This window comes from Terriglobus sp. ADX1 (assembly GCF_036877645.1).
GTDB lineage: Bacteria > Acidobacteriota > Terriglobia > Terriglobales > Acidobacteriaceae > Terriglobus.
This window is the reverse complement of record NZ_JAEDXV010000010.1, coordinates 50,146-65,674: the sequence shown is the minus strand read 5'-3', so window position 1 is coordinate 65,674 and position 15,529 is coordinate 50,146. Positions and strand designations below refer to the sequence as shown.

The 15,529-nt window shown below is 59.1% G+C and carries 9 protein-coding genes; all 9 read right to left on the bottom strand.

All coding sequences use genetic code 11. The features are described from left to right. Nucleotides 1-34: 34 nt before the first annotated feature. A complete protein-coding gene (locus JAO32_RS08575) occupies nucleotides 35-2,671 on the bottom strand; it encodes a penicillin-binding protein 1A (protein WP_443082583.1) in 2,637 nt (878 codons plus the stop codon). 194 nt (nucleotides 2,672-2,865) lie between these two features. Continuing rightward, nucleotides 2,866-4,140, bottom strand: coding sequence for a S41 family peptidase (locus JAO32_RS08570; RefSeq protein ID WP_334239471.1), 1,275 nt, complete (start codon nucleotides 4,138-4,140; stop codon nucleotides 2,866-2,868). Between the two features lie 155 nt (nucleotides 4,141-4,295). Beyond that, nucleotides 4,296-6,947 carry a hypothetical protein gene (locus tag JAO32_RS08565; protein WP_334239469.1) on the bottom strand — a complete coding sequence of 884 codons (2,652 nt, stop codon included), beginning with the start codon at nucleotides 6,945-6,947 and terminating at the stop codon, nucleotides 4,296-4,298. Nucleotides 6,948-7,197: 250 nt separating this feature from the next. Beyond that, nucleotides 7,198-9,318 (bottom strand): DNA mismatch repair endonuclease MutL, encoded by a 2,121-nt coding sequence (gene mutL, locus JAO32_RS08560; RefSeq protein ID WP_334239466.1) that lies wholly within the window; start codon nucleotides 9,316-9,318, stop codon nucleotides 7,198-7,200. Between the two features lie 105 nt (nucleotides 9,319-9,423). Beyond that, complete coding sequence (locus tag JAO32_RS08555; protein WP_334239464.1) at nucleotides 9,424-10,635, bottom strand: J domain-containing protein; 1,212 nt, start codon at nucleotides 10,633-10,635, stop codon at nucleotides 9,424-9,426. A 74-nt stretch (nucleotides 10,636-10,709) separates the two neighbouring features. Next, complete coding sequence (locus JAO32_RS08550; RefSeq protein ID WP_334239462.1) at nucleotides 10,710-11,693, bottom strand: Fpg/Nei family DNA glycosylase; 984 nt, start codon at nucleotides 11,691-11,693, stop codon at nucleotides 10,710-10,712. Nucleotides 11,694-11,899: 206 nt separating this feature from the next. Next, the gene (locus JAO32_RS08545) at nucleotides 11,900-12,982 is read right to left on the bottom strand and encodes an acyltransferase family protein (RefSeq protein ID WP_334239461.1); all 1,083 of its coding nucleotides are present in this window, start codon (nucleotides 12,980-12,982) and stop codon (nucleotides 11,900-11,902) included. Between the two features lie 94 nt (nucleotides 12,983-13,076). Then, nucleotides 13,077-13,247: a hypothetical protein gene (locus JAO32_RS08540; RefSeq protein ID WP_334239458.1), complete on the bottom strand. Its 171-nt coding sequence runs from the start codon at nucleotides 13,245-13,247 to the stop codon at nucleotides 13,077-13,079. Between the two features lie 366 nt (nucleotides 13,248-13,613). Continuing rightward, nucleotides 13,614-15,521 (bottom strand): molecular chaperone DnaK, encoded by a 1,908-nt coding sequence (dnaK, locus tag JAO32_RS08535; RefSeq protein ID WP_334239456.1) that lies wholly within the window; start codon nucleotides 15,519-15,521, stop codon nucleotides 13,614-13,616. Nucleotides 15,522-15,529: the final 8 nt, after the last annotated feature.

The following is a 15,529-nucleotide window of genomic DNA, read 5'->3' as shown; positions in this document are numbered from 1 at the left end:
CGTACACGCGGATTGAAGGCGTACACGAACGAAGCTAACGGGGTGGTGGGGAGCTTCCCTGCGTTCCTGCAGGGCCCTTTTGCAGTAGCGGGCCGCTGTAGGGTTTGTATGGGCCCACTGGCGATGCGACGTAGCCCTTTGCTGGCGCGGAGGGTTTTGCGGGTGTCTTGGTCGGTGCGGAGTCATCCGGCATGGCGTCGTTCGAGTTGTCTGCGGGTGGCGCCGGACGCACGACTGGCGCTGGTTTTGCTGCCGGCTTTGCGTTGTCGCTGGAGTCGTCGGTGTCGTCATCCGAATCGTCGTTCGGGGCTACGGGTTTCTTGACTACTGGTGTTGTCTCATCCGTTGTGGATGAGGAAGCGGCATCCACGGCGAGCGTCTTCTTCGCGGCGGTTGGGAACTGCTCGTTGGGGCTGCGCGCGATGGCGGCCTTCATGAAGTCAATCCACATGGGCAACGCGGCCCTTGCGCCGGTTTCCTTCTCGCCGAGCGTGCGGTGCGGATCGTCAAAGCCGACCCATGTGCCGCATGTGACCGAGGGCGAGAAGCCGAGAAACCACGCGTCGGTGTAGCTGTTAGTTGTTCCCGTCTTGCCGCCGATGGGATGTTTCAGCACAGCACCCGCCTGTGCGGCTGTGCCATACTGCGGCACGGCTTTCAGCAGCGTCATCATGGTGCGCGCTGTCTCAACGCTGATGACTTCCTTCACCTGCGGCGATACCTGTTTCAGCGGCAATCCATCTGCCTGCACAATGCGACGGATGACATGCGGCTTGACGAGAATGCCGTCGTTCGGGAAGACCGAGTATGCACCGACCTGCTCAGAAAGCTTGATGCCTGCGGAACCGATGGCCACCGGCAGGAATGCCGGAATGTTCGACGTGACGCCGAAGCGGTGGGCCACTTCAATCACCTTCCGGATGCCAACCTGATTCGCGAGTTTGAGTGCGGGAATGTTCCGCGACTCAGCAAAGGCGTTGAGGATGGTCATGGGGCCAGCGTAGTTCGGCTCATAGTTATGCGGCGTGTATGGGCCGTTGGGCGTGTAGAAGCTGGTGGGCGCGTCCACGATGATGTCTGAGGGCTTGGTGTGGAGTTGTTCCACCGCCGTGGTGTACACGTAAGGCTTGAAGCTGGAACCGGTCTGGCGTTCGGCCTGCGTGGCGCGGTTGAATTGCGACAGATTGAAGTCGCGTCCACCGACCATGGCGAGGACGTCGCCGTTGGAGTTGTCCATGGCCATGAGCGAGGCCTGCGCGCCGGAGTCCTGCTGCAACGAAGCGTGCATGGTGGCGGTGCCGCTGGTGGCATCTTCAATGCGGACGTAGGCGATGTCGCCCTTCTGCAGCAGCTTGTCGCCGTTGCCCATCGTGGTCCATGCCCAGTCTGCGGCGGTCATCTCGGCATAACGTTTGCCGATGCGGACGATGACGCGGCGGGGAGTAGCCTCAATCACCAGAGCATGGAAATACGCGCCGTTTTCAATGGTGTCTGTCCAGTCCGGGTGCTGGTAGGTTTGCAGGTCGCCGTTGGATTCAAGGATGTTGGTTAGCTTGCCCTTCCATCCGTGGCGACGTTCGTACGCTGCGAGATTGTCCAGTACAGCCTTGTTTGCGACCTGCTGTAAGTCCAGGTCCATCGTGGTGTAGACCTTCAGACCGGAACCGTGGACGGCATCAGCTCCGTACTCCTGTTCGAGCTGGCGACGGACTTCTTCGACGAAGTAAGGCGCAATGGTATTTGCGGGCGGTTCAATCTTCAGTCCCAGCGGCGCGGATTTCGCTTCCTGATACTGCTGCTCAGTGATGGAGCCGTCGCCCAGCATTTCGCTGAGGACGAGATTGCGACGCTTCAGAGCGCGATCTGGATGGCGCACCGGCGAGTAGCTGCTGGGGCCTTTGGGCAGGGCCGCGAGCAATGCAGCCTCAGGCAACGTGAGGTCTTTCGCCTTCTTGGAGAAGTAGTATTCGCTGCCTGCCTCAAACCCATATACGCCGCTGCCCAGATAGATCTGGTTGGCGTAGAGGGTGAAGATCTGCTCCTTGGTAAAGTGACGTTCAATCTGAACGGAGAGCAGAATCTCCTGAATTTTGCGGCTCCACGTCTGATCCAGTGTCAGAAACAGGTTGCGTGCAAGCTGCATGGTGAGCGTGGATGCGCCCTGACGACGGCCCTTCGATCGCAGATCGACATAGGCCGCACCAATCACGCGGAACGGGTTGATGCCTGCGTTCTTATCGAAGCTCTTGTCTTCGATGGAGATGATCGCGTCATGCAGGACTTTCGGGAAATCGCTGTATGGGACAACGACGCGGCGCTCCAACGCGAACGAACCGATGGTGCGTCCGTGGATGTCGAGGAGCTCAGTTGTGGTGGCCGGGCGGTAATGCTCCAGGTCCTCCATCTGCGGCAGATCAGCCGTATTGACCAGCGTGAGGCCGACGAGTGAGCCGAAGACCGCAGAGCAGCCGAGCAGACTGTAAAAGATGGCGCGACGTGCCTTGGCGCGCGTGGGGAAATAACGGAACCACCATGTGCGCGCGTAGGGGATGCGACGGGGCGGCTTGCCGTCAGACTTACTCCTGGGCTCAGGGGGACGCCACGGACCTTTGCCGTTGCCGGGTGCAGATTTGCGATCATTCGCTGACGGACGTGTGAACAGGCTGGGCACGGCAATCCTAACGGTAGCACGGGGTGGCAGGCGTTTTAGACGCGAACGAACGCCGGGAAACACGTTCGTCAACGGCGTTTCGTGCCGATTCCGGATACCCAAGTGTGATGCGTTCTACGCCCATTCTGTCCCCGTAGAACCAATAGAAAGAGGCAGGGTTTAACCCTGCCTCTTCGAGCTACGTTCTGTGGAAATTAAGCTGTTTTGGCTTTCAGAATATCCAGCGCCTTGTTGAGCTGATCATCGATGTTGGCTGCGGGCTTGGCGACAGTGGTTGCGGCTGCTGCAGGCTTGGAGGAGTTCACCGTGGCCGTGCTGGCTGCTTCGTTGTCGTCATCCTCGTCACCGTCCGCCATCGCCAGTTCCTGCGCTGTGGCAACGGTGGTGGTGGGCGTCAGGCCTTCGTCCTGGTACTTCTTGCCGGAAGGTGTCTCATACTTAGCCACCGAGAGGATGATGGCGCCACCGTCAGCGAGTTCAAACACGCGCTGCTGCGCGCCGTCGCCGTAGGTCTTTTCGCCAACCAGTTCGCTGCGCTTGGAATCGAGCAGCGCGCCGGCCACAATCTCTGCGGGGCCAGCGGTACCGCGGTTCACCAGCGTGACCATGGGGGCCTTCTCGTTCACGGTCTTGCCGGGTTCAGCGGTAAAGGTCTGCTTAGCGACCTTCTGGCCTTCGAGCATGGCAATAGTGCCGGACTTGAGGAAGAGATTCGCCATGCGGATGGCTTCCGCGTCATCGCCTGAGGAGACATCACGCAGATCAAGCAGAATCTTCTTGGAGTTGGTGCGGCCCATGGCCTTCAGCTTTTGCTCCACCTGCTGCACGTGATCTTTGTCGATGATGTTGGGCTTGATGTAGAGGATGGAGCCGCCTTCGTAGAAGACTTCGCCGGTTGCGGGAGCAGTGCTGTCTGTGCGCGTCAGCGTGAGTTTTTCCGGCGCGTTCTTCATGGGACGGATCATGGAGACCGCCACGGGGGTTCCCTTTTCGCCCTGCAGCGCCATCTGCACTTCAGCCAGAGACATTTCCATGGTGCTGCGATCACCAATGGATTCAATGCGATCGCCGCTGTGGATACCCGCCTTGTCTGCCGGGCCGCCCGGGACCACGGAGATGACCGTGGCAATGCCGTAACGCTTGCCTACATCGGCACCGATGCCCGCCTGCGGCTTGCCCAGATGCTCCTTGTACAGCTTGTACTCTGTCGGGGATAGATAGCTGGATTCCGCATCAAGCGACTCCAGCAGGCCGCGCATGGAAGCGTCGGTCACCTTGGGCATGTTGGGGTCGACCACGTAGTCAGACTGGATGTGGCGAAGGACCTCGCTGTAGACCTGCATCTGGCGATAGGCGCCGTCCTGCGCCTGTCCGGACGCATGCACCCGACGCAGATTCGCGCCCAGGAACATGGTGAGCAGCAGAACAGCGGAAACAGCCAGCGTGGAGATTTTCAGCGACTTCGGCATCAGGTAACGAACCCCTTACGAACAATGACCTACACCGGTTGGACGCATCCCCGGTTCGGATAGCATACGCCTTTGGTGGAGAGGCCGAAATGTGGCCAGAAACAGAAAAGCCATGACGCCTGATGTGCGTCATGGCTTTTACTGGCATTCCTGGGTTATTCCGGGCGGCGCTTGGGGGCTCCGCCGCGGCCCGGGCCGTTGCCGGGGCCTTTGCGGGAGGGCTTGAAGCCGGGCTTGCCGAAGCTGCCGGGAGCGCCGCTCTTACGGTCGCGTCCGAAGCCGGAGCCGCCGAACTTGGCTCCGCCAGGGCCCGCCGAGTGTCCGCCGCTGCGGAAGGACGGACGGCCTTCGCCGGGTTCACCGGAGAAGCGACCGCGCTCGCTACGGCCTTCAAAGCTGCCGCCACGGTCTGCACCGAAGGGCTTGCGCGGGCCACCAAAGGACTTACGCTCGCCGAAGGGCTTGCGGTCACCGAAACTGGGACGGTCGCCACGAGGTGTAAACGGACGACCTTCACCGCCTTCGCGCGGGGTGAAGGGCTTGCGATCGCCAAAGCTCTTGCGATCACCGAAGGGCTTACGGTCGCCGTACGAAGGACGGTCGCCGCGAGGTGTGAACGGACGATCACCACCTTCACGAGGCGTAAACGGACGACGATCGCCGCCTTCGCGCGGAGTGAAGGGCTTGCGATCACCGAAGGGCTTACGGTCACCAAAGCTGGGGCGGTCGCCACGAGGCGTAAACGGACGGTCACCACGGGGAGTGAACGGACGGCCTTCGCCGCCTTCACGCGGGGTAAAGGGTTTGCGGTCGCCAAAGCTCTTGCGGTCGCCAAAGCTCTTGCGCTCGCCGTAAGGCTTGCGGTCGCCGTAGGAAGGACGGTCGCCACGCGGCGTAAACGGACGATCACCACCCTCACGAGGCGTGAAGGGACGACGCTCGCCGCCTTCGCGGTCGCCGAAGCTCTTGCGTTCGCCGAACGGCTTACGGTCACCGAAGGGCTTGCGGTCGCCGAAGGGCTTGCGGTCGCCATAGGAAGGACGGTCACCACGGGGAGTGAACGGACGATCGCCGCGGCCTTCGCGGTCACCAAAGGGCTTGCGATCACCGAAGCTCTTGCGGTCGCCGTAAGGCTTGCGGTCGCCAAAGGAGGGACGATCACCGCGAGGTGTGAACGGACGGCGCTCGCCACCTTCACGCGGGGTGAAGGGCTTGCGCTCTCCGCGATCCTCATCCCAGGGGCGCGCGAATTCGTTGCGGGGACGGTCGGTTGCTCCGCCTTCGTCGCGACGGGTAAACGGACGACGCTCGCGGTCGCTGCGCGGGGCGAAGCCTTCGCGATTGCCACCGAAGCTGCCGGAGCGGCGTTGCGGGGTGAATCCGCCTTCACGACGCGGGGCAAAGCCACCTTCACGACGAGGTGCAAATCCATCCTCGCGTCGGGGCGCAAAGCCACCTTCGCGACGGGGGCGGAAACCACCTTCTTCGCCATCGCGGCGGAAGGGCTTGCGCTCTTCCGGTGCTCCACCTTCAGCGGCGAAGCGAGCGTTGCGGGCTTCGATCATGGCGCGGCGGTCGTCGTCTTCATAACGCGAACGCGCCTGCACCACGGGCTCTGTGGAGGCTTCCGTGGTGTCTTCCGGCAAGCCGTCCAGCGCGCCAGGGAGGAAATGGGAGGTCTTGCCATCCATCACGATGGAGTCAAGCTGACGCGATGCCGAAAGGCCGTTGACCACTTCGCGGACGCGCGAACGTGCCGCGAGAGGCGAGAGGAAGATTTCCATCTCGTCGCTGGTGGCAGCAACCGTCTGCGACAAGTACAGCGATAACAATGCCGACAGAGCCGTAGGCTGGCCTGCATTCGCACCGGCCTTGATGTGGCGCAGGTAACGGCCACTGGCTACTTCCCAGGTGGCGGGTTCGCCGTCTGCCTGCGGAATGGGAACAACGCGCAGGATCGACCACAGCTCGCTCAGAGCGCGAAGGACGGCGGAATCAACGATGCCCTGACCGAGTTCCGTGGTCAGTTCGTGCGGCGCCATGGCACCCTTTTCCTTCAGCAGCCCGTACACCTTTGCTGCCAGCGGCGAAACACGCATTGCGCCGGTTTGGGCGGGCTCGTTCTTGAAGTTCTTGTCGCCGCGAAGAGTGTAGATGAACGAGAAGGCCTGTGCAGAGCAGACAAAGTCAGGCTCGCCGAGCGAGTTGCCAAGGAGATTCAGCGGCACAGCGGTGCCGTCCTCAACGAGACGGGCAAGCATGCGGCGGACTTCTTCGCGCTCTTCCAGAGAGAAGCCGTTGATGGCCTTCGGTGCTTCAATAGCCTCTTCCGCGACTTCTGCCGCGTCGGCTTCAATCTTGTCTTCTTCGGCGATCTCGTCGCCTTCATCTTCCGCAAACTCGTCGTCGTTGGAGATCATCACTTCATCGTCAGAAGCTTCATCGCCAGCTAACTCAACTGCGTCGGCAGGCTCATCGTCGTCTTCGTCGATGTCTTCTACTTCGTCTGCAGGTTCTTCATCTTCCACTTCAACGGCGTAGGATTCATCCTCGCTGGGGCCGTCGGTGTCTTCAGTTTCCGACTGCGGAATCCAGCCTTTTTCCGGGCGTCCGAGGACGGCTTCTGCGAAGCTGGGCTGCGGTGCAGCGGCGAACTGGGCGTGCGGTGTGTAAGCGACGATACCGGCTTCATCAAGCCATGTGCGGAGATCGTCCAGCGTCTGGAGGGCGTTACCGTCCTGATGCCAAAGGGCCACGCGAGCCAATTTCAATTGATTTTGTGTAGGGGTTACTGGCGAAGTTGCCATGAGTGGAATTCTCTTATCTTTCCGGCGCCGAACGATATCTGGGGCGCATGCGCATATGCACAGCACAACATGTCGCGGAGACGACCCGCGTTGCTGCCTGTGCTTCTGTATTCGATGTAAGGGGAGCATGGAATGGCTGTGTGCCATTTTCAGATGCTGTCCCGGCGGGGTGTCGTCTTCCCGCTGTCCAGAGGAACCTGCATGGTTCGTGGAAGATCGCAAAGCCTGCGGCGATGCTGAGAAGCGCAAACTAAATGCGCTGGAACGCCCGCTGGATCTCTTTATGAGAATAACGCAAAGCGATCGGTCTGCCATGCGGACATGCCATGGGATTCTCAGTTTTTCCCAATTCGTCTAAAAGCCACTGCATTTTGCTCTGTTCCAGGGGCATATTGATCTTCACGGCAGCATGGCAGGCGATGGAGGCGGCGATACGACGGCGGCGCTCCTCCATGTTGTCGGCCTGCGGGGCATCGTCGTCCGTCTGCAGGAGTTCCGCGAGAGCCAGTTCGAGTTCCTTGCCTTCGAGGCCAACTGGCGCGGCTTTTACAGCCAATGTGCGTGGACCAAAGGGTTCCGCCTCAAAGCCGTTGCGGGAGAGTTCTTCCGCCATCTGAGCAAAATTGGCCATCTGCGCGGGGACGAGGTCAATGAGCAGCGGCATCAGCAGGCGTTGGCGCTGGACCTTTTCCACCTGACGCTCCCGCAGGACTTTTTCGAACAGGATGCGTTCGTGGGCGACGTGCTGATCGATGATCCAGAGGCCCTGCTCGTTGACGGCGAGGATGAAGGAGTTCTGGAGCTGGCCGAGGGGGCGCAGGCCGCCAAGGCCGTCGAGGCGGGCGGTATCTTCAATGCGTTCGGCTGCTGGTGCTTGATTTGGGGTACCGATGGGCAGGTGCGTAGAGCTATGGGGATCGCTTCCCAGATATGCCTGTGGCGGCAAGGGAGAATGCAGGCCCGTCGGCTCCGCTGCGCTTTGCTCAGGATGACGATCGTTGAACGGGACAACGGGATCGGATTCCAGCGGGAAGGTAAACCGACCGGCGACTGGCGCGGTGGGCTTTGCCGTTAGCGAGAAGCCTTCGGCATCCTGTGCGTCGATGCGATCGCTGACGCGCTCCAGTTCGTGTTGACGATCCTGGGCTTCCGCTTCGGAGATCTGGTGTTCGCTCCACGGTGCGTCGCTGCCGGGGCCGGGACCATGTACCACGGGGTCAAGATCGAAGCCTTCCGTTGCATTCAGGAAGTTGTCACCCACGCGCGGCGTAATGGGCGGCGCAACGGCAGCAAGGAAACTGGCTGCGGGACGCGCCTTCAATACGGAGTTGCGCACCGCGTCGCGCACGAAATCATGCACGAAACTGGATTGCCGGAAGCGCACCTCAGTCTTTGCGGGATGGACATTCACATCCACTTCCGAGGCGGGCATTTCCAGGAAGAGCAGCACCACCGGAAACGATGTGGGCGGGAGGATGTTTTTGTACGCCTCAGTAAGCGCGTGCAGGATGAGGCGGTCGCGCACCTGGCGGCCGTTGACGAAGACGTAGATGGAACCGCGATTGAGCTTCTGCAACTCCGGCTTGGAGACAAAGCCACTCACACGCAGGAAGCCTGGTGCCGGTGGAACGTAATCCTCTTCGCGTCGCCAGGGGGGAGGTTCAGGCAAGCCTGCTCGCGTGAAATCAATTTCCGCAGCAACTGGAATCATGTCACGCGAAACATCGCCACCAAGGATCTGGAAGACGCGCTCGCTGGCATCGCGGACGGCTGGCGCGACGAGCAGTGCGTTCGTTGCAGTGTGCAGTTCGAAGTGCTTCTCCGGATGCGCCAGCGCGTAATGCGTAACCAGCGCAGCAACGTGCGACAACTCCGTGGGCTCTGACTTCAGAAATTTCTTGCGCGCAGGGACATTGAAGAACAGGTCGCGAATAGCGATGGTGGTGCCGGTGGGCGCGCCCACATCTTCCACCTTTGTCATGTTGCCGCCCACGATTTCAATACGTGTACCGACCTCGTCCTCTTCGCTGCGCGTATCCATTTCCACGCGTGCGACCGACGCGATGGACGGCAGCGCTTCACCGCGAAAGCCTAGCGTAGCGATGTGGTTCAGGTCTTCTGCATTGCGCAGCTTGCTGGTGGCGTGACGCTCGAAGGCAAGCATAGCGTCGTCGCGAACCATGCCGTGCCCGTTGTCGACGATGCGGATCAGCTTGCGTCCACCGCCCTCAATCTCAATGCGGATACGTGTGGCGCCCGCGTCCATGGAGTTTTCCAGCAGCTCTTTGACAACGGAGGCGGGGCGTTCGACGACCTCGCCTGCGGCGATCTGGTTCGCCACCTGGTCGGAAAGTACGCGAATACGGCCCATACAGTGATTTTACGGAGTTACATGCGTGGAAAAGGCGGTACGGAACCACAATGCTGTGTCCGTACCGCCTTTATCGCTGCAACGTGCATTGATTCGTTCTGGCGACTAAACCTTTGCGAACAATGCTTCGCGCGGGTCTTCCGGATTCAGCTTCGCCAACTCGCGAAGGATTTCCTTCGACCGCTCATCCTGAATCTTCGGGACAACGATCTGCACTTCCACAATCTGATCGCCACGGACGCCTTCCTGCGAAGCAGACGGCACACCCTTCTCCCGCAGGCGTAGCTTCTGTCCTGTCTGCGTACCCGGCGGAATCTTCAACTGCGTGCGGCCATCAATCGTGGGCACATCAATCTTCGTTCCCAGCGCGGCTTCAAACGCCATAACTGGTACCGTTACGCGAATGTCGTCGCCTGTGCGCGTAAACACGGGATGCGGCCCCGACTTGATGATGAGGTATAGATCACCCGCAGGCGCGCCTTCTGTACCCGCGTTGCCCTTGCCTGCAAGACGAATACGCTGACCATCGCGTGTGCCCGGCTTAATGCGGAACTCCAGCGTCTGACGCTTCGTGACCGTACCTTCGCCGTGACAAGTTCCGCAGTCGTGCTGAAGACGCCCCGTGCCACCGCAGCGCGGACACGCAACGTTGAACTTCATGCGACCCTGCATCTGCGTGATCTGGCCGCTGCCATTGCACTGCGGACACGTTTGCGGAGCACCGACCGTACCGGTTCCCTTGCACGTACCGCACTGCTCCTGCCGCGAGATTTCAATCTTCGTGGTGCCACCGCGGATGGCTGTCCAGAAGTCCACTTCTACCTGGTACTCCAGGTCAGTTCCCGGACGCGGCCCGCGTGCCGCCTGTGTCTGCTGGCGTCCGCCACCGCCGCCGAACATGCTGCCGAAGATGTCGCGGAACCCACCGCCGAATCCGCCGCCAGTCTGCTGTTGCGGATTACCGCCAGAGAAGTCGAATCCACCAAAATCAAATGGCACACCGCCGCCTGCATGGCCTCCGCTGTACGTGTTGCCACCACCGTAGCCACCGCGCGCTGCAGCCTCTGCTGCCGCAGGGTCGATGTTGTCGGAATAGAAGCCGAGCTGGTCGTAGATCTTGCGCTTCTTCTCGTCGCTCAGGACGTCGTTGGCTTCTGAGATTTCCTTGAACTTCTCTTCGGACTTCTTGTCGCCGGGGTTGACGTCAGGGTGATACTTGCGCGCGAGTTTGCGAAAGGCCTTGCGGATCTCATCCGCGGTGGCCGTCTTCTTCACGCCGAGTGCGCCGTAATAGTCCTTGTTCTGAGTAGGTGCCATTGTCTTCTTGCTACCAGATTAGATGAGTGAAAGTCACTCAGCGGCGCTGCTGTGTCTCATAACGAGAACAAAAATCACTTTATACGCTGGGAACGCAGGCTTATCCCCGGTTTCAAGGCCGAGGCTGTCTGCTCTTTTGTGGTGTGTTGATCCTTCGGGCACCAGTACAGCGTGCGTCCAGCCACGTCCTTACGCAGAATGGTTTCGCCGCATACAAAGCAGGGTTTGCCGTGTCGCCGATAGACGTAATGCTCCTCGCCACGCGGCGCAGGCTCCTGCTTCGATGGCCGATCGCTCTTCTTTGTGCAGACGATGCGTCGATCCACCATGCCCGCCTTCAGCAAGACAGCGGCGTCCTTCCAGATGGCCTTTAGAGTCTTCGCATCCATTGCATCGCCCGGCGTGAATGGGTTCACACGATGTCGAAACAACAGCTCCGCACGATAGATATTTCCAATGCCAGAGATGATCTGCTGATCCATCAGAAGCTCAGCAATGCTTGTCTTCTTTGAAAGGATCGCTTTGATGGCGCGTTCTGGATCGTCATGCCCACCGGGCTCATGAGCCAACGGATCAGGCCCCAATCGATTCAGTAATGCCTGCCACTTGTCTGCGTCATATACAGAGCAATCCGTAGGCCCACGCAGCTCCCACCAATCCACATCTTCCGGTGGGAATGGCTGCGTGCCATCATCTTTGCCCGGTGGTCCGTTGTACGGCCCTGTGAGCGCATGGGCATTGCCCTTCACACTGCGCGATACCTTGCTGGAACCCGCACGTTGCATCACCGCACGCAGTGTTCCCTTTGGCTCCGGTAGTGGGCCGAGCCCCTCTGTGAAATCGCCAAAGCGGCCAAGATGAATGTGCAAGTAAAGCCCGTTCGCAAACTCATAACCCAGATGCTTGCCTACGGCATGCACCTGCACCATCTTCTTGCTATCGACTAAATGCGCATCTTTGAAGCGATGATTCGGCCCCGGCAACACATTCACTTTGCGTCCCGCGAAGGCCGCATTATGCCGCGCAGCCCAGCGATGTATCTCATTGCCTTCCGGCATCTCTCACACTCCCTGCAATGCATGGACGCCAAACAGCAGACTGCCGTCTACTCCACGGCCGCACCGCCCTGATACTTTTACCCTACGGATCCATCAACCATAGCTGCTTGGACCACGTGATTTGGACACGCAGAAGCAATCTGCTCCCCTCTATCCGCACTTTCTCGATTCCTGTTCGCTCTGAGATGGCATCAAGATCACCTCTCTCAGGCTGAAGCCGCCCCGCTTCGTGGTTGCAACCACCGCAAGATGGGCGCCTCCACTTTGAGTCGCATAACAACCGCTAACACAATAGACACCATTGACGCACAAGCCATCGCTAATACGGGGTGGTGGACATGAAGACGTTGAGTAGCCTTACTGACCTCAAGCAGGATGGGCACATGAATCAGATAAAGCAGGTATGTTGCGTCCGCCATGACCAACACCCAGTGCGGTGTGCGCGGCAAATGATCCTCTAGGGACGCGACAGCGTAGATGAGGGCTGCTGAAAGTACGCCAGCGTCAAGTCGGTGCAGGTTGCCCAGAGGCCACGGCCAATGACATAACAACGCGAACGCAACAACTGCAAGAGGCCCTGCAAGCCACGCTGATAAATAGCGCCGCTGATAACAGAGTCGCGCAACGAGCATGCCGAATGCGAATTCAAGGACCACGGGATCAAGAAAGCGGAAGATTTCAAGATGGAACGAGCTTCGCCAAAACGAACCGATTGCCAACGCAAGTAGAGGCACAAAGGTATAAGGAAGAATTCTGCGCCACTGCATTAAAGAGATGGTGCAGATGGCATAAAAAAGCATCTCGAACTCAAGAGTCCACCCCACTCCCAGGACCGGCCCTGGCTCTAGTGCACTAGAGCGATAGGGGATGAAACAGTAAGAACATAGAACCCAAAGCCAGTTAGGAAGGGCTCTACCACGCATATGTGCTTCCAGCGTCAGGAGGATCAGATTCAGCGTGGTAATTAACCAGTACATAGGGAGAATTCGCAATAGACGATGTCGTGCGAATATCTTCCAACCTCCAACAACTAGCTCAAGTTTGCGTGACGAGATAAAGATTACGAAGCCACTAAGGACAAAGAACATGTCGACGCCTGAGGCGCCCCGATAGTAAATGCGGATGTATCCGTCGTTGAGGTAAAGGGTGGCGTGAAACACAAGCACCATGAGACAAGCTGCAATACGCGCCCACTGCAGGCCCAAATAACGTGAGCCAGAGCGCTTATCAGCAAACGGAACTTCTTGAGGTGAATAGCCCGACCTATCCGCTACCTGGGTCTTGTCCATGAATTGTTTTGTTGTAGCACAACGAGGCAAAAAGAAAATCCTATACCGCCACTTCAGAGGACGGTATAGGACATTTAACTTCTATGCGAAAACTTTAGTTCCACACGTGCTGAATCGGCATGGGTTCAATGCGCAGGATGGTATCCGGACGAACGTCGTAGAGCTTGCGTGCGAACTCCCGCGCCTGCTGTTCGTTCTCGAAGATGGTCTTCTCGTGGAGTTTGCCTGCGACGTATTGCTCGCATTTCCAGATCACTGTATTCATGGCGTTCTCCCTCCTCCTGGGATACTTCCTGCTTTGCAGACACGAAGGGCGCTCGATGCGCTGATTGGCTTTCGAGCGCCCTCTTCGTGTTCGATTCGCATCGCCGTGCTACGCGCGGCGGTGTTCGTCACTTGGCTTCCGATCCAGTGATTGCAGCACCTTCTCTTCCGCCGGAATCACGCTGATTGCAGCAACGCGATTCACACTTTATTTAGACACTGCAATCTACGTTTTGATTCGTGTCTTTGTTTCTTATTTCTACGAATCCGTAGAAATTTTCGGAGGAGGCCAGGGAACCTCTTTCTTTTCAGTTCCCCGGCTTCCAGCCTTTTGCCGTATCACTGACCGTCTGGTCAGTGTCACAGCTTACTTGTTGTCGACGTCCACGTATTCGGCATCAATCACGCCCTCTTCCTGCTTGGGCGCTTCGGTGGTTCCCGCAGCGGCAGCACCGCCGTCCGTGGGAGCCTGACCGGCCTTGTACATGGCTTCGGCAAGCTTGTGGCTAGCCGCAGTCAGCTTCTCGTTCGCGGCCTTCAGATCCGCCGCAGAAGGCGTTCCACTCAGCGTCTGCTTCGCATCGGCCAATGCAGTTTCCACATCGCCGCGCTCCGCGCCACTGATCTTGTCGCCGTTCTCACGGAAGGTCTTTTCCACGTTGTAGACCATGCTGTCGAGCTGGTTCCGCGCTTCAATTTCGTCGCGCTTTTCCTTGTCCTCGCCCGCGTGAGCTTCGGCCTCCTTGGCCATCCGCTCCACCTCTTCCTTGCTCAGACCCGAGCTGGAAGTGATGGTGATCTTCTGGTCCTTGCCCGTGGCGTTGTCCTTCGCCGTCACGTTCAGGATGCCGTTCGCGTCGATGTCAAACGTAACCTCAATCTGCGGCACGCCACGCGGTGCGGGAGGAATACCCGACAGCTTGAACTTGCCCAGCGTACGGTTCTGGTTTGCCAGCGGACGCTCACCCTGCAGAACGTGGACTTCTACTTCTGTCTGGTTGTCCGCAGCCGTCGAGAAGGTTTCGCTCTTCTTCGTCGGGATGGTCGTGTTGCGCGGGATCATCGGCGTCGCAACACTGCCCATCGTCTCAATGGCCAGGGTCAGCGGCGTCACGTCCAGCAGCAGCAGGTCCTTCACTTCACCGCCCAGAACGCCACCCTGAATCGCAGCACCAATCGCAACGACTTCATCCGGGTTCACGCCCTTGTGCGGTTCCTTGCCGAACAGCTCCTTCACCAGTTGCTGGATACGCGGCATACGCGTCTGTCCACCAACCAGAACAACTTCATCCACCTTCGAAGCGTCGATGCCAGCATCGGCCATCGCCTGCTTGCAAGGACCAACCGACTTCTGCAGAAGGTCTTCCACGAGGCTCTCGAACTTCGCTCGTGTCAGTTTCTCCACGAGATGCTTCGGTCCAGTCGCGTCTGCCGTGATGAACGGCAGGTTGATCTCTGTCTCCATGGTTGTGGAGAGTTCAATCTTCGCGCGCTCAGCCGCGTCCTTCAGGCGTTGCAAGGCCATTTCGTTGCCCTTGCCGCGCAGGTCCAGACCTTCCTTCTTGCGGAACTCATCAATCAGCCAATCCACAAGACGCTGATCGAGGTTGTCGCCGCCCAGGTGGGTGTCGCCGTTGGTGGCCTTCACTTCAATGACGCCTTCGCCAACTTCAAGCACCGATACGTCGAACGTACCGCCACCGAAGTCATACACCACGATGGTCTCGTCCTTCTTCTTGTCCAGTCCGTAAGCCAGCGCAGCCGCAGTGGGCTCGTTGACGATACGCTTTACATCCAGACCGGCAATCTTGCCCGCATCCTTGGTGGCCTGACGCTGTGCGTCATTGAAGTACGCAGGCACAGTGATGACGGCTTCCGTCACGCTCTGTCCCAGGTAGTCTTCTGCGGCCTTCTTCAGCTTCTGCAGAATCATCGCGCTGATTTCCGGCGCGGTATATTCCTTGCCCTGCGCATCCACCACAACGTTGTCGCCCTTTGCGACCACCTTGTAGGGAACCATCTTCATCTCTTCATTCACTTCGTTCGGACGACGGCCCATGAAGCGCTTGATGGAGTAAATGGTGTTCTCGGGGTTGGTGATGGCCTGGCGCTTTGCTACCTGACCAACGAGGCGTTCGCCGCTCTTCGTAAACGCAACGATAGACGGCGTGGTGCGGCCGCCTTCTTCATTCGGAATCACCTTCGGCTCGCCGCCTTCCATCACGGCAACGCAGCTGTTAGTGGTTCCTAGGTCAATTCCAATGATCTTACCCATGGGTCTCT

Excerpts from the sequence above, each read along its gene's own strand:
- JAO32_RS08550 (WP_334239462.1), bottom strand. The coding sequence starts at position 11,693 with ATGCCGGAAGGCAATGAGATACATCGCTGGGCTGCGCGGCATAATGCG.
- JAO32_RS08540 (WP_334239458.1), bottom strand. The coding sequence starts at position 13,247 with ATGAATACAGTGATCTGGAAATGCGAGCAATACGTCGCAGGCAAACTC.
- JAO32_RS08545 (WP_334239461.1), bottom strand. The coding sequence starts at position 12,982 with ATGGACAAGACCCAGGTAGCGGATAGGTCGGGCTATTCACCTCAAGAA.
- mutL (WP_334239466.1), bottom strand. The coding sequence starts at position 9,318 with ATGGGCCGTATTCGCGTACTTTCCGACCAGGTGGCGAACCAGATCGCC.
- JAO32_RS08555 (WP_334239464.1), bottom strand. The coding sequence starts at position 10,635 with ATGGCACCTACTCAGAACAAGGACTATTACGGCGCACTCGGCGTGAAG.
- JAO32_RS08570 (WP_334239471.1), bottom strand. The coding sequence starts at position 4,140 with ATGCCGAAGTCGCTGAAAATCTCCACGCTGGCTGTTTCCGCTGTTCTG.
- JAO32_RS08565 (WP_334239469.1), bottom strand. The coding sequence starts at position 6,947 with ATGGCAACTTCGCCAGTAACCCCTACACAAAATCAATTGAAATTGGCT.
- dnaK (WP_334239456.1), bottom strand. The coding sequence starts at position 15,521 with ATGGGTAAGATCATTGGAATTGACCTAGGAACCACTAACAGCTGCGTT.